At 64.0% G+C, this 25,466-nt stretch carries 24 protein-coding genes and 2 pseudogenes; 15 read left to right on the forward strand and 11 right to left on the reverse strand.

Annotated elements, in window-relative coordinates; all coding sequences use genetic code 11:
- The first annotated feature begins 102 nt into the window (after window positions 1–102).
- Window positions 103–879 (forward strand): arginyltransferase, encoded by a 777-nt coding sequence (locus ACNJYB_RS22525; RefSeq protein ID WP_439368546.1) that lies wholly within the window; start codon window positions 103–105, stop codon window positions 877–879.
- A gap of 115 nt (window positions 880–994) precedes the next feature.
- Here ACNJYB_RS22525 and ACNJYB_RS22530 read toward each other — a convergent pair whose 3' ends face one another.
- Window positions 995–2,347, reverse strand: coding sequence for an Nramp family divalent metal transporter (locus tag ACNJYB_RS22530; protein ID WP_439368548.1), 1,353 nt, complete (start codon window positions 2,345–2,347; stop codon window positions 995–997).
- A 168-nt stretch (window positions 2,348–2,515) separates the two neighbouring features.
- Between ACNJYB_RS22530 and ACNJYB_RS22535 the strand changes: the two genes are divergently transcribed.
- Complete coding sequence (locus ACNJYB_RS22535) at window positions 2,516–3,760, forward strand: MFS transporter (RefSeq protein WP_439368550.1); 1,245 nt, start codon at window positions 2,516–2,518, stop codon at window positions 3,758–3,760.
- Window positions 3,761–3,904: 144 nt separating this feature from the next.
- Here ACNJYB_RS22535 and ACNJYB_RS22540 read toward each other — a convergent pair whose 3' ends face one another.
- Window positions 3,905–5,164, reverse strand: coding sequence for an adenylate/guanylate cyclase domain-containing protein (locus ACNJYB_RS22540; protein ID WP_439368551.1), 1,260 nt, complete (start codon window positions 5,162–5,164; stop codon window positions 3,905–3,907).
- Between the two features lie 178 nt (window positions 5,165–5,342).
- Between ACNJYB_RS22540 and ACNJYB_RS22545 the strand changes: the two genes are divergently transcribed.
- Together ACNJYB_RS22545 and ACNJYB_RS22550 are read left to right on the forward strand one after the other, a co-directional pair.
- Window positions 5,343–6,500: an MFS transporter gene (locus ACNJYB_RS22545; protein WP_439368553.1), complete on the forward strand. Its 1,158-nt coding sequence runs from the start codon at window positions 5,343–5,345 to the stop codon at window positions 6,498–6,500.
- 31 nt (window positions 6,501–6,531) lie between these two features.
- Entirely contained in the window at window positions 6,532–6,723 is a 192-nt protein-coding gene (locus ACNJYB_RS22550; RefSeq protein WP_439368554.1) for a hypothetical protein, read from the forward strand.
- Window positions 6,724–6,731: 8 nt separating this feature from the next.
- Here the strand turns inward: ACNJYB_RS22550 and ACNJYB_RS22555 are convergent, their stop codons facing one another.
- Both ACNJYB_RS22555 and dmeF read right to left on the reverse strand, forming a co-directional pair.
- Window positions 6,732–7,562: an N-acyl homoserine lactonase family protein gene (locus ACNJYB_RS22555; RefSeq protein ID WP_439368555.1), complete on the reverse strand. Its 831-nt coding sequence runs from the start codon at window positions 7,560–7,562 to the stop codon at window positions 6,732–6,734.
- Window positions 7,563–7,650: 88 nt separating this feature from the next.
- Complete coding sequence (gene dmeF / locus ACNJYB_RS22560; RefSeq protein WP_439368556.1) at window positions 7,651–8,604, reverse strand: CDF family Co(II)/Ni(II) efflux transporter DmeF; 954 nt, start codon at window positions 8,602–8,604, stop codon at window positions 7,651–7,653.
- Between the two features lie 203 nt (window positions 8,605–8,807).
- Between dmeF and ACNJYB_RS22565 the strand changes: the two genes are divergently transcribed.
- Both ACNJYB_RS22565 and chrA read left to right on the forward strand, forming a co-directional pair.
- Complete coding sequence (locus ACNJYB_RS22565; RefSeq protein ID WP_439368557.1) at window positions 8,808–9,626, forward strand: chromate resistance protein ChrB domain-containing protein; 819 nt, start codon at window positions 8,808–8,810, stop codon at window positions 9,624–9,626.
- Window positions 9,626–11,011: a chromate efflux transporter gene (gene chrA, locus ACNJYB_RS22570; protein ID WP_439368559.1), complete on the forward strand. Its 1,386-nt coding sequence runs from the start codon at window positions 9,626–9,628 to the stop codon at window positions 11,009–11,011. Before ACNJYB_RS22565 ends, chrA begins: the two co-directional genes overlap by 1 nt.
- Here chrA and ACNJYB_RS22575 read toward each other — a convergent pair.
- From ACNJYB_RS22575 to ACNJYB_RS22595, 5 genes and pseudogenes are all read right to left on the reverse strand, one after another.
- A pseudogene (locus ACNJYB_RS22575) lies at window positions 11,008–11,190 on the reverse strand (L-2-amino-thiazoline-4-carboxylic acid hydrolase); the annotation flags it as partial. The gene chrA and the pseudogene ACNJYB_RS22575 sit on opposite strands and share 4 nt — an antisense overlap.
- 230 nt (window positions 11,191–11,420) lie before the next feature.
- Entirely contained in the window at window positions 11,421–12,965 is a 1,545-nt protein-coding gene (locus tag ACNJYB_RS22580; protein WP_439368560.1) for a GMC family oxidoreductase, read from the reverse strand.
- Window positions 12,966–12,969: 4 nt separating this feature from the next.
- Window positions 12,970–13,158 carry a hypothetical protein gene (locus ACNJYB_RS22585; protein WP_439368562.1) on the reverse strand — a complete coding sequence of 63 codons (189 nt, stop codon included), beginning with the start codon at window positions 13,156–13,158 and terminating at the stop codon, window positions 12,970–12,972.
- Window positions 13,159–13,391: 233 nt separating this feature from the next.
- Window positions 13,392–15,650, reverse strand: coding sequence for a DNA topoisomerase IV subunit A (parC, locus tag ACNJYB_RS22590; protein WP_439368563.1), 2,259 nt, complete (start codon window positions 15,648–15,650; stop codon window positions 13,392–13,394).
- A gap of 249 nt (window positions 15,651–15,899) precedes the next feature.
- Complete coding sequence (locus ACNJYB_RS22595) at window positions 15,900–16,889, reverse strand: formylglycine-generating enzyme family protein (protein ID WP_439368564.1); 990 nt, start codon at window positions 16,887–16,889, stop codon at window positions 15,900–15,902.
- A 313-nt stretch (window positions 16,890–17,202) separates the two neighbouring features.
- On the opposite strand from ACNJYB_RS22595, the gene ACNJYB_RS22600 reads away from it, so the two are divergent.
- On the forward strand, window positions 17,203–18,210 hold the full coding sequence (locus ACNJYB_RS22600; RefSeq protein WP_439375619.1) for a helix-turn-helix domain-containing protein: 1,008 nt from the start codon (window positions 17,203–17,205) through the stop codon (window positions 18,208–18,210).
- Window positions 18,211–19,602: 1,392 nt separating this feature from the next.
- Entirely contained in the window at window positions 19,603–19,788 is a 186-nt protein-coding gene (locus ACNJYB_RS22605; RefSeq protein ID WP_439368565.1) for a hypothetical protein, read from the forward strand.
- 299 nt (window positions 19,789–20,087) lie between these two features.
- Here ACNJYB_RS22605 and ACNJYB_RS22610 read toward each other — a convergent pair whose 3' ends face one another.
- Entirely contained in the window at window positions 20,088–20,321 is a 234-nt protein-coding gene (locus ACNJYB_RS22610) for a DUF6894 family protein (RefSeq protein WP_439368566.1), read from the reverse strand.
- Between the two features lie 1,070 nt (window positions 20,322–21,391).
- On the reverse strand, window positions 21,392–21,649 hold the full coding sequence (locus ACNJYB_RS22615; RefSeq protein WP_439368567.1) for a hypothetical protein: 258 nt from the start codon (window positions 21,647–21,649) through the stop codon (window positions 21,392–21,394).
- Window positions 21,650–22,594: 945 nt separating this feature from the next.
- Here ACNJYB_RS22615 and ACNJYB_RS22620 point away from each other — a divergent pair.
- From ACNJYB_RS22620 to ACNJYB_RS22650, 7 genes and pseudogenes are all read left to right on the forward strand, one after another.
- On the forward strand, window positions 22,595–22,810 hold the full coding sequence (locus ACNJYB_RS22620; RefSeq protein WP_439368568.1) for a hypothetical protein: 216 nt from the start codon (window positions 22,595–22,597) through the stop codon (window positions 22,808–22,810).
- A 699-nt stretch (window positions 22,811–23,509) separates the two neighbouring features.
- Window positions 23,510–23,737: pseudogene (locus ACNJYB_RS22625) on the forward strand (IS5/IS1182 family transposase); the annotation flags it as partial.
- A 273-nt stretch (window positions 23,738–24,010) separates the two neighbouring features.
- Window positions 24,011–24,223, forward strand: a complete 213-nt coding sequence (locus ACNJYB_RS22630) for a hypothetical protein (RefSeq protein WP_254118190.1) — start codon at window positions 24,011–24,013, stop codon at window positions 24,221–24,223.
- Window positions 24,224–24,244: 21 nt separating this feature from the next.
- Complete coding sequence (locus ACNJYB_RS22635; protein WP_254118190.1) at window positions 24,245–24,457, forward strand: hypothetical protein; 213 nt, start codon at window positions 24,245–24,247, stop codon at window positions 24,455–24,457.
- Between the two features lie 13 nt (window positions 24,458–24,470).
- Complete coding sequence (locus tag ACNJYB_RS22640) at window positions 24,471–24,683, forward strand: hypothetical protein (protein WP_439368569.1); 213 nt, start codon at window positions 24,471–24,473, stop codon at window positions 24,681–24,683.
- Window positions 24,684–24,704: 21 nt separating this feature from the next.
- The gene (locus tag ACNJYB_RS22645; protein ID WP_254118190.1) at window positions 24,705–24,917 is read left to right on the forward strand and encodes a hypothetical protein; all 213 of its coding nucleotides are present in this window, start codon (window positions 24,705–24,707) and stop codon (window positions 24,915–24,917) included.
- A 298-nt stretch (window positions 24,918–25,215) separates the two neighbouring features.
- Window positions 25,216–25,422, forward strand: a complete 207-nt coding sequence (locus ACNJYB_RS22650) for a hypothetical protein (protein WP_439368570.1) — start codon at window positions 25,216–25,218, stop codon at window positions 25,420–25,422.
- Window positions 25,423–25,466: the final 44 nt, after the last annotated feature.

A 25,466-nucleotide genomic window follows, 5' to 3' on the forward strand; every position in this document is an offset into this window, starting at 1 on the left:
AGCACCGACTAAGCTGACGTATCTGACCTGCCGAGCAGACCGATTGACCGAGAGCTTCCGTAGCGCGATGCTGATACTCACTTCGGAGGCCCACGACGTCCCTTGACCCAACACTCGCGCGACACCCCCCAGTTTTACCTCACGGCGCCCTCGCCCTGCCCGTATCTGCCGGGCCGGCATGAGCGCAAGGTGTTTACGCACCTCGTGGGGGACCGCGCCGGTGACCTCAACGACCTCCTGACCCATGGCGGGTTCCGCCGCAGCCAGTCGATCGCCTACCGGCCGGCCTGCGACCAGTGCCGTGCCTGCGTCTCGGTCCGGGTCATCGCCAATGAGTTCCGCCCCTCGCGCAACTTCCGCAAGGTGATCGCACGCAACGCCGACATCATCGGCGAGCAGCGCAGCGCGGTACCGACCTCCGAGCAATATTCGGTGTTCCGCGCCTATCTCGACGCCCGCCACCGCCATGGTGGCATGGCGGACATGACCGTGCTCGACTACGCCATGATGGTCGAGGACAGCCATGTGGAGACCCGTATCATCGAGTACCGCAAGCGCGGCCCCGACAGCGGCATCACCGGCCGCGGCGAGGAGCTGATCGCGGTGGCGCTCACCGACGTGCTCAGCGACGGCCTCTCGATGGTCTATTCCTTCTTCGAGCCGAGCCAGGTCAGCCGCTCGATGGGCACCTTCATGATCCTCGACCACATCGCCCGCGCGCGACGTCAGGGCCTGCCTTACGTCTATCTGGGCTACTGGATCGAAGGCTCCAAGAAGATGGACTACAAGGCCCGTTTCCTGCCGCAGCAGCGCCTTGCCCCGTCAGGCTGGCTGCGGATCGACGCGCAGGGCGATACGGCATCCGAGCCGCAGGATTAGCTTTCTGTGATCCCCGGCTTGACCGGGCCTGACCGGGCATCCAGCACGCCGCGGCTTCTCGGTCCAATCACGACTGCCTCTACTGGGTCGCCCGGGCAGCGACAGCGCTGCGTGGTCATCCGAACAACGTATCGGCCAGCAGCTTCACATTCAGAATCACGATCACGCCCGCGACGATCCAGGCGATCGCGGCGACGGACACCGGTATCGCGAACTGGCCCATCTTGCGCCGGTCGGACACGAAGCGCACCAGCGGGATGACGGCGAAGGGCAGCTGCATCGACAGCACGACCTGGCTGAACACCAGCAAATCCGCCGTGCCGCGCTCGCCATAGATCGCGGTGACGATGATCACCGGAATGATCGCGATGCCGCGCGTCAAGAGGCGGCGCGCCCAGCTCGGCAGGCGCAGGTCGAGAAAACCCTCCATCACGATCTGGCCGGCGAGCGTCGCCGTCACCGTCGAGTTGAGGCCCGAGGCAAGCAGCGCCACCGCGAACAGCGTCGAGGCAATGCCGAGGCCAAGCAGCGGCGACAGCAGCTCGAACGCCTGCCCGATCTCGGCGACGTCGGAATGGCCGCTTCTGTGGAAGGTCGCGGCAGCGACGACGAGGATCGCGGCGTTGATGAACAGCGCCAGCATCAGCGCGATGGTGGAGTCCGTCGTCGCCCATTTGATCGCTTCGCGGCGGCCTTCGTCGTTGCGCTGATAGGCGCGCGTCTGCACGATCGAGGAGTGCAGATAGAGATTGTGCGGCATCACGGTGGCACCGATGATGCCGATCGCAATGTAGAGCATCTCCGGATTGGTGAAGATCTCGCTCTTCGGCACGAAGCCGCGCAGGACCTCCGCGACCGGAGGAGCCGCTGCTGCGATCTGCACCACGAAGCACGCCGCGATCACTGCCAGCAGCGCGATGACGAAGGCTTCCAGGAAACGGAAACCGCGGTTCATCAGGATGAGGAGCAGGAACGCATCGAGCGCGGCGAGCAATGCGCCGCCGATCAGGGGAATGCCGAACAGCAGCTTCAGCGCGATCGCGGTGCCGATCACCTCGGCGAGATCGCAGGCGATGATCGCGGCCTCGCAGGCGAGCCAGAGCAGGAAGTTCACCGCCGGCGAGTAGGTGGCGCGGCAGGCCTGCGCGAGATCGCGGTCGGTGACGATGCCGAGCCGCGCCGCGAGCGACTGCAGCAGGATCGCCATCAAATTCGAGAGCAGGATGACCGAGAGCAGCGTGTAGCCGAACTTCGAGCCGCCAGCGAGGTCGGTCGCCCAGTTGCCGGGGTCCATGTAGCCGACCGAGACGAGGTAGCCCGGACCGACGAAGGCGAGCAGCCGTCGCCACCACTGGGCCGCGGCCGGAATGGCGACCGTGGCGTTCACCTCGGCGAGGCTCTTGGTGGTTGGCGCGTCGGTGCGCCAGCCGGCGGTCTCGGGGGTCAGGTCGGGCGAGCGGGCATCCATGCGGCCAGAATACCGAAGTCAAACCTTATTGCAACTCATTTGCAACTGCATCTAGCCGCATCAGTTCCCCGGGACGGCCGCTTTTTGCCCGCCCTGTCGGAAACCGGGTGGGTTTGGCCGTGCCGGAAGCGAATGCTGGCGCCGTTCCGACTTTGCAGGAAATGAGCCATGTCAAATTCGCCGCGCCTCCCTGACATCTTCAGCCGCCTCGCCTGGTCCAATCTCGCGGCGCAATCCGCCGAGCAGATCGCACTGGCCGCCGCCCCGATCGTCGCCGTGCTGACGCTCGGGGTCGCCGAGGGCGAGACCGGCGTGCTGCAGACCGCGCTCACCCTGCCCTTCGTGCTGTTCGCCATTCCGGCCGGCCTGCTCGCCGACCGCATCTCGCGGCGCGCGCTGATGGCGGGGGCCGAGGCGCTGCGGGCCGCAGCCCTTGGGGCCATCGTGCTCCTCCTCGCGCTGAGCGCGCTCAATCTGCCGCTGCTGGCACTGCTCGGCTTCGCTGCCGTGTGCGGCACCGTCGTCTACAGCGTCGCTGCGCCGGCGCTGGTGCCCTCGCTGGTCAGCGCGGACCTGTTGCCCGCAGCGAATGCAAGGATCGAGCTTGCACGCACCATCGCCTTCGCAAGCGGGCCGGCGCTCGGCGGCGCGCTGGTCGGATGGTGGGGAGCAAGCCTCGCCTTCGGCTTTGCCGCGGCCCTGTCGGCGATTGCCGTGGTGCTGCTCTCAGGCATCTACGAGCCCGCCCGCGCGCCGATGCCACGGCGCCATCCATTCCAGGAGATCCGCGAAGGCGCGGCTTTCGTGTTTCACCATCCGCTGCTGCGACCGGTGTTCATCACTCAGTTCATCTTCAACACCGGCTGGTTTCTGCAGATCGCGGTGTTCGTGCCGTATGCCGTGCGTCATCTCGGCCTGACCGCCACCGGCGTCGGCACGGTGCTCACGATGTACGGTGTCGGAATGGTGATCGGCGCGCTCTTCGCCACGCGCGTGATGCAGCGCATTGCCTTCGGCACGGTCGTCGGCCTCGGCCCGGTCACGGGCTTCATCGCCTCGGTCGTGATGGCGCTGACGGTGCTGGTCCCCTCGCCCTGGCTTGCGGGCGTGAGCTTCTTCCTGCTCGGCGTCGGCCCGATACTCTGGGTGATCTCGACCACGACGCTGCGCCAGTCGGTGACGCCGCCGCGCCTGCTCGGCCGCGTCTCCGCCATCAACATCATGAGCTACGGCGCCCGCCCGCTCGGCTCGGCCCTCGGCGCAATCGTCGGCGGGCTCTGGAGCGCGGAGGCGTGCCTTTATCTCGCAGCAGCCGTGTTCGGCGCGCAGGCGCTGGTGATCCTGCTGTCGCCGGCGGCAACCCTCGACCGGCAGCCGGATATGGTGGGGGATGAGGTGGCGATGGGGTGTTAGGCGCCACCGTCATTGCGCGCGCAGCGACTTGTCCGCCGAAGCTTTAGCGAAGGCGAAAGCAATCCAGAACTCCGCGGAAACAGTCTGGATTGCTTCCTCGCAAGGGCTCCTCGCAATGACGGGAGTAGGCGCAAGCAGTCGGGCCTATCCCGCCAGATACCGCTCATAGCTCCCCGTCACCGGCTCACTGGCCTCGACCTCGGGATCGAGCGTGTAGAGGTCCTGCGCACGGCCGATGCCGCGCAGTGCGTAGCGGCCGGTGGAGACGAGATAGCGACGGCCGGCGGCATCCAGGCCCTTGTAGAACTCCGCTGATGCCAACAGCTCGCGATCGACCGAGCGGCTCATCGAGGCGATGCGGCTGACCTCGTTCACGGTCGGGCCCACCACCGTGAAATCGAGCCGGTCCTCGCTGCCGATATTGCCGTAGAAGACCTCGCCGACATGCAGGCCGATATAGGCGGAGGTGGTGGGACGGCCGGCGGCCGCCCGGCGCGCGTTCAGCGCCGCGACGTTCTGGCGGAACAGATGCTCGGCGCGAAGCGCCGCGCGCCGCGCATGCGCCATGTCCTCGCCCGTGAACATCGCGAGCACGCCGTCGCCGATCAGCTTCAGGACGTCGCCGCCGGCGTCGTGGATCGCGTCGATCACGGCCTGCGCATAGTCGTTGAGGAAGGGAATGATCTCGTCCGGGCCGATGCTCTCGCTGATCCCGGTCGAGCCGCGCAAATCCGAATACCACAGCACGGCGTTGATGCGCTCGGTGACGCCACGTGAGATGCGGCCGCCAAGCACCTGCTCCGAGGCGCCTCGGCCGAGATAGACCCGTCCCAGGGTGCGCGCGATGTCAACCTGCTGCGCCGACTTGATCGCGAGCCCCAGCACCGGCACCAGATCGCGCAGGGACTCCAGCTCGGCTTCGCTGAAGCCGCTGTCGCGGCGCGTGGTCCAGCAGGAATAGAGGCAGTCCATCAGGCCGAGCGCGCCGTTCTCGCCGAAGCGATGCACGAAGGCGAGATAGTGCTTGTGGCCCTTCTCGGCGAGCTCGCCGATCTGCGAGAAATCCAGCGCCGCCGCGTCGGCGAGATCGATCAGCATCTCGTCGTGGCCATGCTCGAGCATGTGGAAGAACACCGAGCGGCGCCAATGCTTGGCCGCGTCGCCCTCGGCCGTCGAACCGTATTCGAAGGCGTCGCGTTCGTTGCTGGGACGGTCGCTCCAGCGGAAGCCGCGGCCCTCATAGATCGGATGCAGCGTGTCGATCACGACCATCCCGCGCGACAGTTCCAGGCCCTCGGCGCAGCAGCGCTCGCAAAAGCCGCGGAGCAGTTCGTTTTCAGGCAGGCCCGTGAGCCCCTGGCCGGTCAGCCAGTTCATCAGCGCGAGGCGCGAGGTCAATTGCATACGCCATTATGCCGTGCATTCGTGACCAGCGAAAGGCGCTAGCCTCGCGCGGGCCGAGCGTAAGGTTCCCCGTCCCGCGCAGGTCGAATATGCCGCAGCTGCGGTTGACGCGTTCGCGACGCGGGCGGCAAATGCTTGCGATGATGACGTTGTCGGCCAGAATCGAGAGCACGCGCGGATGAGCCAGCGCCAGCTTCCGATCATCCTGGCGCTCGGCACCACGCAGACGCTGGCCTGGGCGTCCAGCTACTACCTGCCGGCGCTGCTTGCCGATCCCATGGCGCACGACCTCGGCATGTCCTCCAACTGGATCTTCGGCGCGTTCTCGGCCTCGCTGGTGATCTCGGCGATGCTCGGCCCGCGCATCGGGCGGCAGATCGATCTCGTCGGCGGGCGGCAGGTGCTGTCGGTCTCCAACCTCACCATCGCCGCCGGCCTCGTCCTGCTCGGCGTCTCGCAGTCCGTCGCCGTGATGGCGATCGCCTGGCTCGTGCTCGGCATCGGCATGGCGATGGGTCTCTATGATGCCGCCTTCGCCGCGCTCGGCCGCATCTACGGCACCGAGGCGCGCCGGCCCATCACCGGCATCACGCTGATGGCGGGCTTTGCCTCCACGGTCGGCTGGCCGCTTACCGCCTGGGGCCTTGCCCATATCGGATGGCGCGAGACCTGCTTTGCCTGGGCCGCCGCCAACATCCTGATCGGCCTGCCGCTCAACTTCTTCATGCTGCCCGCGATCAAGGGCGCGAGGCAGGCGGCAGCGACCGCCGAAAAGCCGCATCTGCCGCTCGATCGCACCATGATCCTGCTCGCCTTCGTCTTCGCCGCGGTCTGGACCGTCACCGGGGCGATGGCCGTGCATTTTCCGCGCATTGTGGAGGCAACGGGCGCGACACATGTCGAGGCGATCGCGGCCGGCGCGCTGATCGGCCCGGCGCAAGTGGTGGCCCGCATCCTCGAAGCGAGCGTTCTGAGCCGATTTCATCCGCTGTGGTCGACGCGGCTCGCCTGCCTCACCCATCCGATCGGCGCTGCCGTCGTCGCCATCTTTGGCGGTGCCGCCGCAAGCGCCTTTGCGCTGTTCCATGGCTCCGGCAACGGCATCCTGACGATCGCCCGCGGCACGCTGCCGCTATCCATCTTCGGCCCCAAGGATTTCGGCTACCGCCTCGGCATCATCGGCGCGCCGGCGCGGATGGCGCAGGCGGTGGCGCCCCTTGTGTTCGGCCTGCTGATCGACGTCATGGGCGCCAAGGTGCTGATCGTGTCGTCCGCGCTCAGCCTCTCGGCGCTGGCGGCGCTGTTCCTGATCCGCGCCGAGCGGCGGCCGAATTGACTGCACTGCCGCTTTCGCGCACAAGCGGGCCATGACCAATGACAACAGTCCGCCCCGCACCTTGAAGGGCCTCTTGCGCTGGGCGACCACGCCGCCGCAGGCCTGGGGCGTCTATCTCCTCGCCGTCCTCCTGGTGTGGCTGCTGTCGTTCTATGCCGGCACGCTGAAGCCGAAGAAGACCCCCGAAGCAAGTCCGCCCGCAGCGACCGCGCCGAAGAGCTGATTCAAGCGTCAGTCGTAAAACTCGGGCGCCATCTTCTGGCCGTCGCGCTGGGCCTTGTCGTGGTTGATCCAGAGCTGCGCCTTCTCCCTGGTGACGGTGTCGGCGATCTTCTGCATCGAGGCCGCGCTCATCTCCTTGTTGACGTTCATGCTGGGCACGCGGCGGTTGTCCCAATTGTCCTTGAAATGGACGGCGTCGCCGGAGAGGACCACCGCGCCGGTCTTGGGCAGCTTCACCAGCAGCGACTGGTGCCCCGGCGTGTGGCCGGGCGTCGACAGGATGGTCACGCTGCCGTCGCCGAAGACGTCCTTGTCGCCTGCGAGCAGCTCGACCGGATGCGACGCCTTGAAGCGCGGCTCGTTGTTGGCACCGGGCCAGTCATATTCGGCCTTCTGCACATAGAGTGTCGCCTGCGGGAACAGCTCGACATTGCCTGAATGGTCCGGGTGCGTGTGCGAGACGGCCATGGCCTTGATGTCATCGGGCTTGAGGCCGATCTGCTCGAGCTGGGCGGCGAGTGTCTTCGGCCGGCGCCAGGTCACGGCCTTGGGGTCGGCCGGTACCAGGCCGTTGGGCATGGAAGCGACGGCATCGGCGATGCCGGTGTCCCACAGGAACCAGCCAGTGGCATGCTTGACGAGGTAGCAGCTGTCGACGAAGTCCATCGTCTTGCCCTCGTTGATGGCGGGCGTCCAGCGCGAGATGTCGCCGGCAGTGCCCTCGCCGCAATTGAGGACGTAGAGCCTTTCGACGCCGGTCTTCTCCGACTGCGCAATCGCTGCATGACTGAGCAAGGCGAAAGCGGCGGCGGCGAAAGCGAGCTTGATCCTGGACGTCATCCGTGGTCCCTCCTTGGCAAGCGTTTGGGAAGCTGCGACCGAGGATCAACCCCGGCCACACCGCAGAATTCCGCGGCCGCCGATCACGTCAATGCGGGCAGGTCTCGACCTCGACCGTGACGTGGCTGAGGCCCTTCAGCCCGGCGAGCCGCTTCTTGTAGGCGGCCGGCTGCTTCGGCTTGTCCGACACCACCGACACCAGCACGGCGCAATGACCGGGGCCGACCTGCCAGAGATGCAGATCGGTGACGCGATCCTCGCCAACCTCGATGCGGGTCCGGATCACCCGTTCCAGCTTCTCGTCGGCGCGCACGTCGAGCAGGACCGCGCCTGACGCCTTGATCAGGCCGAACGCCCAGCTCGCTATTACCACGCCGCCGATCAGGCCCACGGCCGGATCGGCCCAGACCCAGCCCGAATACATCGCGACCACGAGGGCGCCGATCGCCAGCACCGAGGTCGCCGCGTCCGCCATGACGTGGACGTAAGCGGCACGGAGGTTGTTGTCGTGATGATGGTGGTGATGATCATGATCATGATGCGCATGGCTGCGGTCATGGTCATGGCCGTGACGGTGATGGTCGTGGCTGTCGCGCAGCAGCCACGCGCTGGCGAGATTGACGCACAGCCCCAGCGCGGCGACCGCGATCGCCTCGCCATAGACGATCGGCACCGGCGTGATCAGCCGCAGCACGCTCTCATAGGCGATCTCGACCGCGATCACTCCGAGGATGATGGCGCTCGAGAAGGCGGCGAGATCGCCGAACTTTCCGGTGCCGAAGGTGAAATGCGCATTCCCCAGATGTCGCCGCGCGAAGCGGTAGGCGAAGGCGGCAATGCCGAGCGCCGCCGCATGTGTCCCCATGTGCCAGCCGTCGGCCAGCAGCGCCATCGAGCCGAACAGCGAGCCGGCGACGATCTCGCCGACCATCATGACCAGCGTCAGCACAACCACCAGCCAGGTGCGCCGCTCGTTCTCGTCGTGCTTCTCGCCGAGAAAGGCGTGGTCATGAGTCCACTGCTCGATGGAATGGGAGTGCATCGGTCAAATCTCCGGAAAACGGAATCCGAGGGCCAATATAGGCCCCGGAAGCATATCTTTCTAACGTAAATGCCGGTGAAACCGGCGATTGACAGTTCTGCCTAGTTTCGCTGTAATCAGCCCATGGGGATTTGAGCGATCTCCCCACGAGGCGACATGCCCAAGTATCGCGTCCCGTTCAGTTCCTACGAGGACGCATCAACATGTCTACTTTCACGACCATATCATCCGACAAATTGGCGCGCCTGATCGGCACGGCCAATGCTCCTGTCCTGATCGACGTCCGCACGGAGGAGGATTTTGCCGCCGACCGGCGGCTGATTCCCGGCTCCATCAGACGCAGCCACGAGACCGTTGCGGAATGGGGCGGCGAATTTGCCGGCCGCTCGGCCATCGTTTCCTGCCTGCGCGGCGCCAAGCTCGCGCAGGGCACGGCCGCCTGGCTGAGGCAGCTCGGCATTGAGGCCGAGACGCTCGATGGCGGCTTCGAGGGTTGGAAGGAGGCCAAGCTGCCGCTGCTCGACACGCGCAAGCTGCCGCCGCGCGATGCCAGGGGACGCACGGTCTGGGTCACGCGGGCGCGGCCGAAGGTCGATCGCATCGCCTGTCCCTGGCTGATCCGCCGCTTCGTCGATCCCAACGCGGTGTTCCTGTATGTGGCGCCGTCCGAGGTGGTCGCCGTCGGCGAGCGCTTTGGCGCAGCCCCCTTCGACGTCGAGAACGTGTTCTGGAGCCACCGCGGCGAGCTCTGCACCTTCGATGTCATGATCGAGGAGTTCGGCATTGCGACGCCGGCCCTGCTCCACCTCGCGACATTGGTGCGCGGCGCCGACACCGCGCGGCCCGATCTGGCGCCGGAGGCACCCGGCCTGCTCGCGGCCTCGCTCGGGCTGTCGCGGATGTACGATGACGATCTCGAGCAGCTCGAGGCCGGCATGACGCTCTACGACGCGTTCTACCGCTGGTGTCGCGATGCGACGGCCGAGACCCACAACTGGCCGACCAACAAGGTGAAGGCGTAATGGATATTCGCGCCGATCAAACGGAAGCTGATGCCGGTCACGGCATCAGCTTCAACGAGGCCTTCCGTGTCTGGCTGCGCGTCGCCTGCCTGAGCTTTGGCGGCCCAGCGGGCCAGATCGCGGTAATGCACCGTATTTTGGTCGAGGAGAAGAAGTGGATCTCCGAGGGCCGTTTCCTGCATGCGCTGAACTATTGCATGCTGCTGCCGGGGCCTGAGGCGCAGCAACTGGCGACCTATGTCGGCTGGCTGATGCATCGCACCGCCGGCGGGCTGATGGCGGGCGGGTTGTTCATCCTGCCCGGCATCATCGCCATCATGGCCTTGAGCTACATCTACGCGGCTTTCGGCAATGTCAGCTTCATCGAGGCGCTGTTCTTCGGCCTCAAGGCCGCCGTGCTCGCCATCGTGGTCGAGGCCGTGGTGCGCGTCGGCAAGCGCGCGCTGAAGAACCACATCATGATCGCGCTCGCGGCAATCGCCTTCGTCGCAATCTTCTTCTTCGCCGTCCCCTTCCCGATCATCATCATCGCCGCCGGCGTGATCGGATATATCGGCGCGCGGCAAGGCCGTCCGGAATTTGCCCCGGCCGGTCACGGTCATGGCGGCAGCAGCGCCCTGATCGACAGCATGCTCGGGGACGCCGTGCCCGATCACGTCAAACCCGACACCGGCCGCGCGATCCGCGTGGGCGCGTTGTGGCTGGCGCTCTGGCTGGTGCCGGTGATCGCGCTGCTCGCCGCGCTCGGACAGGCCAACGTGTTCAGCCAGATCGCGCTGTTCTTCTCGAAGATGGCGCTCGTCACCTTCGGCGGCGCCTATGCGGTGCTGGCCTATGTCGCCCAGCAGGCGGTCGAGCATTATCACTGGCTGAAGCCGCACGAGATGCTCGACGGCTTGGGCATGGCCGAGACCACGCCGGGCCCGCTGATCATGGTGCTGCAGTTCGTGGGCTTCATGGCGGCCTATCGCGATCCGAGCGGTCTGTCGCCGATGGTCGCGGCCACGCTCGGCGGCCTGCTCGCAACCTGGGTCACCTTCACGCCCTGCTTCCTCTGGATCTTCGTCGGGGCCCCCTACATCGAACGCCTGCGCGGCAACACCGGCCTTGCCGGCGCGCTCAGCGCGATCACCGCCGCGGTCGTCGGCGTGATCCTCAACCTCTCGATCTGGTTCGCGCTGCACACGCTGTTCCGCGAGACCGTGCCGGTGCACACCTTCCCGTTCGCGTTCGACAGACCGGTGCTGACCAGCGTCGACATCCCGGCGCTGCTGCTGGCGATCGCGGCCGCGACCGCGATCTTCCGGTTCAAGCTGGGGATGCTCACGGTGCTGGCGGGGAGCTGCGCGGCGGGCGTGGTGCTAAGGCTGGCGGGGGTGATCTAGTCCGGGAGCAGCCGCGAGAACCGGAAATTGCAGTGTCTCGCGCCGCCGGCGAGCGTTTGTGTCCTCTCCAGATTGATGCCCCTCGTCGCATAGGCGTCGAAATCAAGCCCGCAAATGTTCGGCAGAATGTCCTTGTCGCCATGGCGCGCCGCGAATTTGCAGAAGCCGCAAGCCTTGTAGGGCGGAAGCAATCCAGACTGTCTCTGCGGAAGGATTGCTGTTTGAAGTGTGAATTGGGGAGCGAGGGCCTCCCCACTTGCTCCGTCATTGCGAGCGCAGCGAAGCAATCCAGACGGTCTCCGGGGATGCATTTCTGGATTGCTTCGCTTCGCTCGCAATGACGGAGGTCGCCGCGAGCACCATCACCCTCACTCCGGATGACGAGATCAGCGAGTTCGCCGCGGCAGGACTACCGCATCATCATCCGTGCGATCGCCTCGCCGATCACCACCGTCGTGAAGTGCGTGTTGGCGCGGCAGTCGGACGGCATGATCGAGGCGTCGGCGACGCGCAGGCCGCTGATCCCCTTCACGGTGCCGTCGGGATTGACCACGCCATCGGGCTCGCCAGCGCCGCTCATGCGACAGCCGCCGGCGGCATGCTGGATGTCGCCGGTCTCTCTCCGAAGCAGCCCATCGAGCTCGTGATCGGGCAGGCTAGCTGCCTGGGGCAGCGTCAGGTCGGTATCGGCCAGCCTGATCCAGTCGGCGATGCCTGACAGCGCCGGCTGCGAGGTGATCACGGCGAGGCGTTTCACCGCATCCATCATCCGCAGCATGTCGCGGGGATCGGCCAGCATGTTCTCCTCGATCACCGGATCGATCGACGGATCGGTCGAGGCAAGCTTGAGGGTGCCGCGCGAGTAGGCGTTGAACAGCCCGGCGCCGATCGCACCCGGCATGCCGATGCCGCGATGGTTGAAGGCAATCAGGATCATGTCGCGCTTGCCGCCGTTGGCGAGGCCCGAGGAATAGGTCACGCAGCAATTGGTGTGGCGGGTATCCGGATCGGTCGGCCGCAGATTTTCATGAAGCTGGATGGTGGCGCGAAACAGCGGGTGGTCGAAGAAGTGGCGGCCGACCGGCAGATCGCGCTCGACCGCGATGCCCATTGCCTTCAGCTCCTCTGCAGGTCCAATGCCCGAGCGCAGCAGGATCGCCGGACTGTGGATCGCACCGGCACACAGCACGATCTGACGCGCGCCGATCTCGTGGGTGCCCTGCCCCTCGATGTGCACGCGGACGCCGGTCGCCCGTCCGTCGCTGATCAGCACGCGATCGACCAGCGCGTGCCCGCGGATCTCCAGATTGGCGCGGCTGCGCGCGGGTTCGAGATAGCCCTCGTTGGTGGTGATGCGGCGCAAGTTGCGGCTGTTGATGGGATAGCACGCGACGCCCTCGCCGTCGGGGCCATTGACGTCGGCGCACCAGGGATAGCCGCTCGCCAGCGCCGCATCGCGCAGGCCGCGATCGATCGGGCCCCATGTCTCGGGCGGCGCACGATAGACCGGCAGCGGCCCGCCGCGACCGTGGCCTGCGGCGTCGCCGAACTCCAGATCGTCCTCGATCACCGAGAATAGCGGCATCACTTCCTTCGCCGACCAGCCGGTGCAGCCATTGGCAGCCCATTCGTCGAAGGCCTCGGCAACGCCGCGGATAGCAATCTGGCCGTTCATCATCGATGAGCCACCAAGCCCCCTCCCGCGCCAGTAGAAGCGCGGCTCCTGCCCTGCCACGCGGCGCGTCAGGAGATCAGGCCACTGCCATTTCTCCTGGTACTCGCGCTTGTGGATGATCGGAATCGGGTTGGGCGTCCTCACCTCCCAAGGCGCTTCATCCGCGCGCCAGTCGAGACCGGCCTCCAACAGCAGGACGCGGCGTGCGCAATCTTCGGAGAGCCGTGCGGCCACCGCGGCACCAGCGGACCCGCCGCCGACAACAATGACATCGTACATCGCGTTACTTCTCAACGTTCCAGAACACCGGGATGGCGGACGGTATCAGACCGCGCAAAGTCGCGCGATAGGCGACGGGTGGGGCGAACTGACTCCACGGAATTGCGGGCGCCTGATCGTACATCACGGCTTGAATCTCGCCCGCGATCTTCTTGCGGTCCTCCTCGGCGGGGGCCTTGGCAAACGCTTCCATCAGAGGGGTGATGCGCCTGGATGATCGGCCTTGCTGTAGACGAACGGACCGGAGCCGACGATTGACGATGGAGGAGACAGGTCCGCGCTACACTCTCGCCGTCGTCGCCCAGATTGACCGCACGACCCAAGATTCCAGAGACAGCGACGCATGCGGAGAAGCCGCGGCGTACTGGATGCCGTGCCTTCGCGGGGCATGACACCGGGATTGTGGCGGCAGGGGCGGCCCGCGCCCTACCCGATCACGCGGCCGAACTTGTTCGACTTCGGGAAACCCTTCGGGGCCAGCCGGCCCGCGTCGGCGCGGGTGCCCTGCCACTCCGCGAGCTCCTTCATGGTCGCACTGAACTCGCGGCCAGCGGAGTCCTTCCAGGTCAGGCCGGCCTTGGCTTCGAACACGGCGACGTCGGAGAGGCCGCCATCCTTGTACTTCTGCAGGCGCACGCCGCGGCCGCGTGCCATCTCCGGCACCTGGTCGAGCGGGAACACCAGCATCTTCCGGTTCTCGCCGATGACCGCGACGGTGTCGCCTGTGACCTCGGTGATCGCGCGCGCCTCGTTCGGCATGTCGACGTTGAGGACCTGCTTGCCCTTCTTGGTGGTGCCGACGCAATCGTCCTCGTTGACGACGAAGCCCTGGCCCTCGTGACTCGCGATCAGGAACTTGCGTCCGCCCTTGTTGACGAACAGCGCGACGGGCGCGGCCTCCTGCTCGAGGTCGATGAAGAGGCGGATCGGCTCGCCGTGGCCGCGGCCGCCCGGAAGCTTTGCAACGTCGAGCGAGTAGAACTTGCCGTTGGTGGCGAACAGCAGCAGCTTCGAGGTCGTCTCGGCGAAGAAGGCGAAGCCGAGCTTGTCGTCCTGCTTGAAGGCAAGGCCCGAGAGATCCTCGACATGCCCCTTCATGGTGCGGATCCAGCCCTTGTCGGAGACGACGACCGTCACCGGCTCGCGCTCGACGAAGGCTTCCTCGATCGCGGCGAGATCGTGCTCGGGTGCGTCGGCGAAGGTGGTGCGGCGCTTGCCGAGCGGCGTCTTCGGTCCGAACATGTCGCGGACCTTGCCGATCTGCTCGCCCACCTTCTTCCACTGCTCGGCTTCGGAGGCGAGCAGTGCGTTGATGCCCTTGAGCTCGGCACGGAGGTTCTTGTCCTCGGTGCGGATCTCCATCTCCTCGAGCTTGCGCAAGGAGCGCAGGCGCATGTTGAGGATGGCTTCCGCCTGCACCTCGGTGAGCTTGAACGTCTTCATCAGCTCGGGCTTCGGCTCATCCTCGGTGCGGATGATCTTGATCACCTTGTCGATGTTCAGATAGGCGATCAGCAAGCCGCCGAGGACCTCCAGCCGGTGCTCGATCTGCGTCTTGCGGTAGTTGCTGCGGCGGATCAGCACGTCGCGCAGATGGTCGAGCCATTCGCGCAAGCACTCCGCGAGCCCCACCACCTTGGGGATGCGGCCCTTGATCAGCACGTTGAGGTTCAGAGGAATCTTGCTTTCCAGCTCGGTCAGCCGAAACAGCGATTCCATCATCAGGGCGGGATCGACGTTCTTCGACTTCGGCTCGATAACGATGCGGACGTCTTCGGCCGACTCGTCCCTGACGTCGCCGACCAGCGGCAGCTTCTTCTGATCCTGCAGCTCGGCGATCTTCTCGATCAGGCGCGACTTCTGCACCAGGAAGGGAATCTCGGTGACGACGACGACCCAGGTGCCGCGCGCGCCCTCTTCCTGCTCCCAGCGGGCGCGGACGCGGAACGAACCGCGGCCTGTGGTGTAGGCTTCAGCGATCGCCTGCTTGGAATCGACGATGATGCCGCCGGTCGGGAAATCCGGGCCCTTGACCCACCTCAAGAGCGCCTTGGACTTCGCGTCGGGCTTCTCGATCAGATGCAGCGCGGCGTCGCAGAGCTCGGCGGCGTTGTGCGGCGGGATCGAGGTCGCCATGCCCACCGCGATGCCTTGCGCGCCGTTGGCGAGCAGGTTCGGGAAGCCGCCGGGCAGAACCACCGGCTCCTTCGATTGGCCGTCGTAATTGGCGCGGAATTCGACGCCGTCCTCGTCGATGCCTTCGAGGAGAAGCCGCGCGACGTCGGTCATGCGCGCTTCGGTGTAGCGGTAGGCGGCGGGGTTATCGCCGTCGATATTGCCGAAATTGCCCTGGCCGTCGACCAGCGGATAGCGCGAGGAGAAATCCTGTGCGAGGCGGACCATGGCGTCGTAGATCGCCTGGTCGCCGTGCGGATGGAACGAGCCCATCACGTCGCCGACGATCTTGGCGGACTTCTTGAACGCCGTGCCGGGGTCGAGCCTGAGGAGGCGCATGCCGTAGAGGATGCGCCGGTGCACCGGCTTCAGGCCGTCGCGCGCGTCCGGCAGCGCACGGTGCATGATGGTGGACAGCGCATAGGCGAGATAGCGCTCTTCCAGCGCTTCCCGCAGCGGCACCTCATGGATTTCGGCCGGCTCTTCCGGCGGAACTATTCGTTTGCCCATATGGCCTTTTACTTTCAAAGACTTCCGGCTGGGCCTCGGGCAATTCCCCAAAAACCTGGCCAATTCTCCCCCGCTGGGGCGCGATTCGGGCGGATATATAGCAGGCTGGGCCGCGACATGCGCCCCCTGCCCCGCGTCAGGGCCATGGCACGAGTTATCCACAGGGCGCCCGCCGCCGCTCCGGGCGGTCTGTCGTGGCCCCCTCGCATACGCTCCCCAGCGCCTGCGATGAAAGCCTCGCCCAGTGCGCTATCGTCTCGGATGCCGGCCTGGCGCCGCCTCCCGAATGCCGAGCGGCGACCGCACCACGCAGCGGAAGCCGACATGGCTGGTCGAAGTATCGATCGCCTCGGCATGCCGCGCCGCCGGGCGATACCGGCGGCAGCAATTCGGCGCGCAGAGGTGCGAGCCGCCCTTCAGCACCTTTCGCCGAATCCTGATGTCCGGCAGGCTCGGGTCGTGGCTTGCCTCCTCGTCGCCGCCACGCGGATTTCTCGGAATGCAGCAGGGCTTCGCCGCTTCGGCCGGATGCCGCGACGACCACCAGTCCGAGGTCCACTCCCAGACGTTCCCGATCATGTCGTGGAGGCCGTAGCCGTTCGGCGGAAAGGCCATGACCGGCGAGGTACGCTCGAACCCATCCTCGCCGACGTTCTGGACAGGGAAGTTTCCCTGCCAGACGTTGGCCATGTGCCTGCCGCCCGGCATCGGCGCATCACCCCAGGCAAACTCCTCGCCGTCGAGCCCGCCGCGCGCAGCGAACTCCCACTCCGCTTCGGTGGGCAGGTCCTTGCCCGCCGGCGCCCATAGAAGGAGACGTGCACGACCGGGTGGTCGTCGAGTCCCTTGATATCGCGGCCGGGCTGTAAGGATGGCGCCAATTGGCACCGCGCATGAAGGACCACCACTGGCTCCAGTCGGCAAGATCCGTGATGCGCGGCAGCGCCGAGAATACCAGCGAGCCGGCGTAGAGCATCTCCCTGAGCGCACCGGGATAGTCCTCGAGATCAGCGACACCTGCGCCTGGCCGGTGGCGTTGACGAACTTCTTGAACTGCCGGTTGGTCACCGGCGTGCGGTCGATCCAGAAACCGTCGACGCAGACACGATGGCTCGGCGCTTCCTCGGGATAGTGGTGATCGGATCCCATCCGGAAGGTGCCGCCGGGAATGAAGACCATCTCGCCGGTCTTCATGTCGTCCGGCAACCACTCGCAGTGATCCAGATCGGCCCGCAGCATGCAGCACACCACCCCTTCCCGCCGCGATCCGCAGCGCGTTTCGACTCATATCGCTTAGGTTGCAAAGGGTATCCGGAGTTGCGGCGGCTGTGATGTGCAGATTGTGCCAGCACGCCGCGGCAATAGCCGAGATCGGGCGATGCAACGCCTCATATCCGCTCAATTCACCCCTCCTAACGCCGGATTTGTCTCGCGTCGCATTCGATCAGTAGGATCAAAACGCGAACTCAATTCACAGCACCTCTTCGCGTTATGGTGGTATTTCATTTGTCCCTGCCGCACAAATGTCGCGCTTCAAGACAAGTGTACGACCATGTCGCAGTCTCTTCTGGTTGATTCACGGAAGCTCGACGATTTCGAGGGCCTGCACCAGGCCGTGCACGGCTCTCACGTCGACGTCATGCAGCTCGGACGCGGGCGGCTACGCGGGACGCTGTCCCATGTCGGCATCGGCGATTTCTCGCTCAGCATCGGCGCCTTCAACATCGGAATGCGCACGCAGCGCACCTCGAGCGACGACAAGCTGATCATCGGGATGCTGCTGGCGGCCGAGCGGCGCGTTGCCCATTGGTCCTTCGACATGCAGCTCAACGACGTGCTCGTGATCCCGCCGCTGCTCGAGCATGACGGCGTCTTCCACGGCGCATCCGCTTATGCGGCCATGCGGTTCGATCTCGATGAAGTGGCGGCGCTGTTCGGCGGAGAGGGGCGTCTGAGCGATCCCGACACATGGCGCAAGCGCGGTCATTTCCGGGCGGACCTCGCGACCGGCGCGGTGGCCTCGCGTCGCCTGGTCCGGATCATGTCCCATCTGAGCGCCCACAAGGACGGCCTGACGCCCTCGACGGCCGATTTCTGGAGACGATCGATCGTCGAATGCATGGCTGCCAACGTGATGTCGTCGCTGCCGCCCGATGATAGCGGCAGACTTCGTTCTGCAAGGCGGCTCATCCGCAAAGTCGAGGAGTATCTTGACCGGGCTGGCACGCGCCCGGTGCATGTTTCGGAAATATGCGCCGCGTTCATGGTGTCGCGACGCACTCTGCATCGTGCCTTTCAAGAGGTATTCGGGCTCGGCCCCGTCACCTTCCTGCGCCACAAGCGGCTGTGCGCCATTCACTCCATCTTGCGCAAGAGCAGGCCGGGTTCGACCACCGTGGCGACGGTCGCGATGCAGCAGGGCTTCTACGAGCTCGGGCGCTTCTCGCAGTATTATTCGATGATGTTCGGCGAGCGTCCCTCACAAACTCTGGGAGCCACATCATCCACTCACTCGGACGATGGGCACGCTCAGGCAACCTCCATCCTCTTTGACAGATGAAGCGACGAGCGGATCGCGCGACTTTGTCCAGTTGAGGATCGATCGGCTCCTTCTAGCGGGCTACTCCCCGGCTGCGGCAAATGGAAACAAAAGAGGCCGCCCTACCGAGGCGGCCCAACTGCCGTCGCCCCCCAGCAGGACGGCGTCACGATGCCGGCGATACCTTCATCCCTGTGGTGGCCCTTTCGTCGCCGAAGGTCGCCGCTCCCTGACATGCAGATCGGAGAGTGCTTGTAACCGACTTACGCGCGACCTTACGCCGGTGGACGATACGGATATGCGCACCGCGAATGGTCCGCCAGCTATGGGAAATCCTAATCCGAGTCATTTAGCCTCCGAGGTTCAATGAATAGCGACGGTTGGCTCAGCAGCGTGCTTTCCAACTCACGCCCGGGATAGCCGATCGCAAGGTCAATGACCGTGATGCGCGTCACGGGAACTTCGAGAATTAAATTGGCTGATGGCTGCCTAGATTGGGGCGGCGGGTGGGGTCGGTGCTCTCGGCCCGCGCTCTCAGCGCGTCTATGCTGCACAAATCGACGCGTCCATGTTCTAGCGGATTCGGACGCCCGCTGGTGATCAATGGGGCCGAGCGGCGGTCGCCGGGCTTCTCAACAAGAAGCCGGTCAACTATCGGGCCGCAAGGCAGCCAACAAGCACGCGCGTCTTGCAACATGTGATTAGGATCACGGCCCTAGCGTACGACTTGTAAGATTGTCGCGCCTATCAGTTGTTTGCTGTTCTTTGAGGAAGCACACTATGAACGTCGTGATTAAAAGACTTAATGGCCTGTGGCACCTCGTCGTCGGATCGTGCCAGCTCCGAACCCCCTTCGTTGAGACTCAGGACCGGGAGCTGGTCGTAACGTACGCCCGGAGGATTTACCCTGGCGCCAAAGTCTTCGAACGCAGCTGACCTCAGAGCGACGCACTCGAGCGGATGTTGTCTGATACTCGAGCTGACTGGCAGGTGCGTAGAAGAGACCGCTCGCGCGGAGCACTCGGCGCACTCCTTGAGCGCGTCTGGAGAGTGTTCCGATCCGGTCACGGTCGGATGGCTATTGTTGTGTCGAGCTTCAATCGAGAGTGTCCCGGACACACCGTGAAGTGTGCAGACGAGATCGCGGAGCGACACTCTCGCGCAATCGGCGGAGCCTGGCGCTAGAGCACAGCCCTACTCGCCCGGCGGGCAGATCGGCTATCTGCACGACTGGGAAATAACGGGTAATCTAGCGAATGCGGTTACTCGTCTCGGTGCAGACTATTCAGGGACGATCACGCTGCGCCGGGTTGGCCCGTGTAGCGTCAATGGCTTAGAGCAGAAGCAGGCGCGCATGCAGCTGAAAGTTTCGTCCCGGCGGCTGGAAGGCACGTTGATCATGGACGAGGATCAATGCCGCATCGTCGCATCTGGATCATCGGCGCGGGACTGTTGAGCTGCGGCAGCGGACAAGACGTTCCGATCAATCTCCTGATCGGCAAGGCGGTCGAGACCGAGGCGGCTGATGGCGCGCGACTTTGCAGCGCCGCGATTCCGAAGTGCTGCTTGCTCGCGGCGCGACGTCCGCGACTGCTGTGATGCCGGCGCAGCGCCAACGCACGCTCCTGCGGCCGCGACTGGCTCGGCTGCTCCACCTAATCCGCAAACTATCAGAGAGGCGCTGCACGACTCTGGGAGGCGAGAGCTTTGCGTGGCCTTTCCCAAATGTACAGTTTGGAGCCGCAAGCTGTTCTTGAGATTGTGTCCGGGCTGCGACGGAACTGCCGTCGGGCGAGCATCGCTCCGGCGAAGGCGCGCCGGATGATTGCTGTCGCGATCGCATTCACCCTCTGCCGCAGAAGTGTGAATGATGGCAGCTCCGACAGCACGGCATCCTCTCAGTGCGGCCTGCCGAGCACGAACGCGAATGGCAGGACGAAGATCTCGTCGCCGGCCTCATCGCTGACATGCAGGGCCCACTGACGCCAATCTTCCAGGTTGGTGGCGGTGATGAGGGACTGCACCCTGCGGGTGGCCTCTTCACACGCCTCGATCAAGTCGGATACGAATGTACCGCGACGATCCATCAGTACGCCCTTAGCGTTCGAGCAATGAAAATGAACCTGAGCCATGTACGCCTCCTTGCAACATCCGGTGAGCAAGCTCGACCCTGCATGTCGGAGTCATACTAGGCTGCAAGGGATTGTCCGTGATCATCCGCACATGTGCGGCTTGCCCGCCTCGCCGAGCCGTGATCGGTCCGGCCTCAAATCACGCACACCACACATCGGCGGACAAGACATGATCCAACGTCAGCGTTAGACCAATGGCGGGCGTCAGCGGTGCCTGCCGGGTCGGTAGCCGAAGCCTCCGCGGCAGCTGTGTATCGTACCCACGTCCCGTCGGGCTCGGCCCGCCCGCTGCTGCTGAAGCGGCGCATTGCTGGCAGAGACGGCAACAGAACGCGGCATCATCTCGCAGTGCCTGCAAACGCGACGGAAGAGGCTCGGAACTCTATCTCATTATAGTGGCGGGGCTGAATTGCCCCGCCCTTGACCCGCTGAGGTCCGTCCGAGCATCTCTACATTTATCGGCTATTCTACTCGCTACCCGCGGCCGTAAATAGAACCGACGGCCGTTTCGGAGTGATGCAGTGGCGGCCTTAGGTTGGTTATGAACGCCACGAAGCACAGCGCTCCGATCGCGAAGATGATAGGACTGAAAATGTAGTTCAGGTTCATCTGTCTTCCTCGCCGCCTTTTATGGTTCTAGGACTGCATCATGCAGGCATGAACTGGACCATGAGCAGATCAACCCCAATCGTCCGTGACGGCGCTCACAATCCCGAAAATTGCTTCCTCTGCCTCCCCGGAGTCACGCAGCGGCCCTTTGCCTGGCTATCTTCGCGATGATGGCGCGGCTGCACGCCGCGGCGGACTGGACAGCGTTCCACGACATCTTGACCGGCAGCATGCGGAAAAGCCTTGTTGCGGTCGACATCGGCGGCCCTCTGTCCTGGTCTTGGGCTACCCTTGCGCCTGTCGGCAGCGGCGGTCGTTGCGTGCGATGGGCGCGAGCATGTGGAGCAGCATTCCGTTGATGACATCGAACACGCGGCCCGTGAGCGCGTTGGCATTGCCACGCGTGATTTCCGTCACAGATAGAAATGTCGCCCTTCAGTATGGTTTGAGCCACATGTTGGTCATTGCAACCCCTGAGGAGGGAACTCATGAGTGGAATGCGCGAGCTGATCGATACGGAACTCGACGCCGTGAGTGGAGGATGTCACGGGCATCATGGGCATCATCATCATGGGCTCAGCTTCGGAAATTTCGGCAATATCGGCAATTTTGGGAATATCGTCATAGAGCAGAACATAGCCGTGCAGATTGGTGTGGCTATCGGCAATAACGCTAGCGTCACGCAGCAGCTCGCTCAGCTGAACGTCAGTTCTATCCACTAAACCGCGGATGTCCGAACACTTCTTGCCCGCTTCCGATGGTGTTTGGATACGAATTCAATCGAGAATTCTCATGGACATGGGCACCGTCGCTCAAGGCGCTCGGGAAGGTGTCGACACGGTGTCGATGCCCAACGAGCGTACCTGTTGCTCATCTCGCCGCGCGCAAGCTCGTGTCCATTCCTATTCCCTCACCGCCCAAGCCGGCGGCCGTTAGCAATTCGTACGATGTAATGACCACTTCCTACAACCGCTGTGTTCGCCGTCGCCGGATCACAGTCATGAACGCGCTTGCGTCGGCCAATGAGGCCGCTGCCCAGATGATCGTCATCTCTGTGCGTCACCCGGAATAAGGTGCAGTCGGTGGGACGCTCCAAGGTTGGGTCAACGCGCAGGATCCCGCTCGGCCCGACGCCCACGACTCGGGAACCTCCTGTCTCGCCTCAGGGTTCGGCCGGTATTGCTTGTCGACCTCGGGTACGACGCCGATTTGGATCAACTCGTCATCAGGAGGGGCGCCCGGGCTTACATCCGGCCGAAAAGCAACCGCAAAAAACGACCTGTTTTTTGGCCCATAACTCTTCCGAACTCGCAATGTCGCTGAACGCTTCTTAAGCAGGATCAAGCAATCTCGTCAGGTCGCAAAGCTCTACGACAATCTCTCGGCCACCTGGCGCGCGTTCGTTCAGCTTGCGCCAAATAGACGTTGGCTCCGCGCTCAATCTTTACAAGTCGTGTCGTGCCTCAGAAGTGCCGTTGGGGCAAAAGTCACACACACGGCGTGGATCAAACGAGTCATATCCTGGCCAAAGCTGACTGCCCTGTCGGGCGCTCGTGATTTTCATCACAGATTCTGAAACCATCCTCCAGTATCAACACGCGTAGGGAAGCACTGGCTTGCTGTGGGCCAGATGTTGTTCACCCGCAACCCCTGAGGAGGGAATCATGAATGAAGTGCGTGAACTGATCGATATGGAACTCGACGCTGTGTCCGGTGGCGGGCTCTTCGACGTGAGCAACTTGTCCGGCAACATCGTCGTGCAGCCGCAGATTGCTACGCAGGTTGGTGTTGCCATCGGCGGCTTCAGTGTCTTCGGCAATGGTGGTGGCGCCAACCTCACGCAGCTGCTCGCTCAGGCGAATGTCAGTTCGATCGGCTAAATCATAGATGCCCGCACACTCCTTGGCTGCTCCCGGGGGTGTGCGGGTACAAGTCGATCACGGAACCGTGCCCGTCGTGAGGCGTCCCGCCATCGCCTGAACGCCCAGGACAGATCAATCCGGCAACGTAAAGCGGATACATCCGCTGCCGGCTTTTGTGACCAACCGATCCAGGAATGGCTTCGGCCAGCGTTCGAGCTCGTCTCTCCATTTCACCGCGGTCAACCCTCCAAGCGCCGCCCCCGCATTGCATTTCATCAGATCGGCGCGCTGTCGTCGTACAGTCCTCTTCAAAAACGTCCTTTCGTTGGTGAAGTGATCAAGGTATCGGCTGAGTAGCAACTTGGCTGAGACCCTCTACTGGGCCGCAGCGTCGGACGAAACAAGACGGCTGGTGAGTCGGTCAAGAGGGGGACGACTTTTCGCGCCCCGATTGTCCCACGCTCGATCTCAGTAATGACCGGCCAACGCGTCCGCGGAGTTGGAGAGCTGGCTCACCTTGCGGCCGGCCTTACAATCAATCGCTGCTGGCAGTTCGTATCAATTCCGATTCGCCTGACCGCTGAAGCTAGCGGCGGCGATAGCAATCTGCACGACACGAGGATGAGTCGTCCCATCCGACAAGCTCGCAGAAATTGTTGGCGCCAGTCTGTGGGGATCACGACCTCCATAGGTGCCCTGCACTTGCCGTCACACGAAGCAGACCGCTGCGGTGGTTACAACGCCGATTGGATCGGAGAACTCGCCATCAGGAATAGCGGTTGGGCCAACATCCCGCCGAAGGTAGTCCATGCGTCTACCGAGCCCGCAATATCGTCGAACGCGTCTTCAACAGGATCCAGCAATGTCGTCGGGTCGCAACGCGCTACGAGAACGTCGGCGGTCAACTGCCGCGCATTCGTTCAGCTTGCGGTGGCTCCGCGCTAATCGCCCCCTGGATGATCGACGTGCCTGAGACGGCCAGAGTCGTTTGAGGCTTGCGCTAGATCATGCCGGATAAATCAGAAGCGCCGTGGAAGCAAAAGTCGGACACGCCTACAGCGGAAATCAAACGGGTGATATCGCAGCCGGAGCTGACCGCCACGTGCGGCGTGCGTGAGGTTTATCACAGATAGAAAAACGACCATCCGGTAAGAACACGAGCAGTGAGGCACCGGTTTGCTTTGAACCAGATGTCGTTCACACAACCAGAGGGAAGTCATGATTGAAGCATGTGAACTGATCGATATGGAACTTGACGCCGTGTGTGGAGGGTTCTTCGACCTGAGCAATCTGTCCAACAACATCGTCGCGCAGGCGAACACTGCCACGCAGGTTGGTGTGGCTCAGGGCGGCTCGAGTGTCTTCGGTGCCGGTGGTGCCGCTGCCGTCACGCAGCTGCTCGCCCAGTCCAACACCAGCTCGATCGGCTAAGTCAACCTGAGGAGGGAAGTCATGATTGAAGCATGTGAACTGATCGATATGGAACTCGACGCCGTGTGTGGAGGGTTCTTCGACCTGAGCAATCTGTCCAACAACATCGTCGCGCAGGCGAACACTGCCACGCAGGTTGGTGTGGCTCAGGGCGGCTCGAGTGTCTTCGGTGCCGGTGGTGCCGCTGCCGTCACGCAGCTGCTCGCGCAGTCCAACACCAGCTCGATCGGCTAAGAGGAGGGAAGTCATGATTGAAGCGTGTGAACTGATCGACATGGAGCTCGACGCCGTGTGTGGAGGGTTCTTCGACCTGAGCAATCTGTCCAACAACATCGTCGCGCAGGCGAACACTGCCACGCAGGTTGGTGTGGCTCAGGGCGGCTCGAGTGTCTTCGGTGCCGGTGGTGCCGCTGCCGTCACGCAGCTGCTCGCCCAGGCCAACACCAGCTCGATCGGCTAAGTCAACCTGAGGAGGGAAGTCATGATTGAAGCATGTGAACTGATCGATATGGAACTCGACGCCGTGTGTGGAGGGTTCTTCGACCTGAGCAATCTGTCCAACAACATCGTCGCGCAGGCGAACACTGCCACGCAGGTTGGTGTGGCTCAGGGCGGCTCGAGTGTCTTCGGTGCCGGTGGTGCCGCTGCCGTCACGCAGCTGCTCGCGCAGTCGAACACCAGCTCGATCGGCTAAGTCACCGTTGCCCGCACACTCCCGAGCGGCTCCCGGGGGTGTGCGGGTCCTAATTTCAATCGAGAATCCTCATGGACACAAGCAGCCCTACTAACGCAAGCGGTGGATCTGGCAGAGCCGCACGATGCGCGGTTTGTGATGGCAAATTTGGACTCGTCCGGCACCACTCGTGGCGAACCTCTCTCTGTTCCAAGAAGTGCGTCGATCGCTTCAGAGCTCGCCGGGAAAATGATCGCAATTGGCTATCCTGGCTTCGAATCGCTTTGGACCAGGCGCCAGAGAATCGAGCGAGGGCTTGATGACTTCCCAGATTTCAGAACGAGGCAAGGAATACTTAACAGCAGCACAGAGCTTGTTCCGCGCTGCCCAATCCATGACCGACCGAGTGATTGCGGGCCAGCTTAAGGCTCTCGCCGACGACTACGAGCGGCGAGCCGAGAAGGCGTCGCATGCTGACGCGGCCAAGGCCATTGCGCGATCGGCCCCCGCTTCTGAACGCGAGTGACGTACGTGACCTGACGGGCAGGTTCCCAAGGTGATGAGCCACTC

It is taken from the genome of Bradyrhizobium sp. SMVTL-02 (assembly GCF_051853005.1).
Taxonomy (GTDB): Bacteria; Pseudomonadota; Alphaproteobacteria; order Rhizobiales; family Xanthobacteraceae; genus Bradyrhizobium.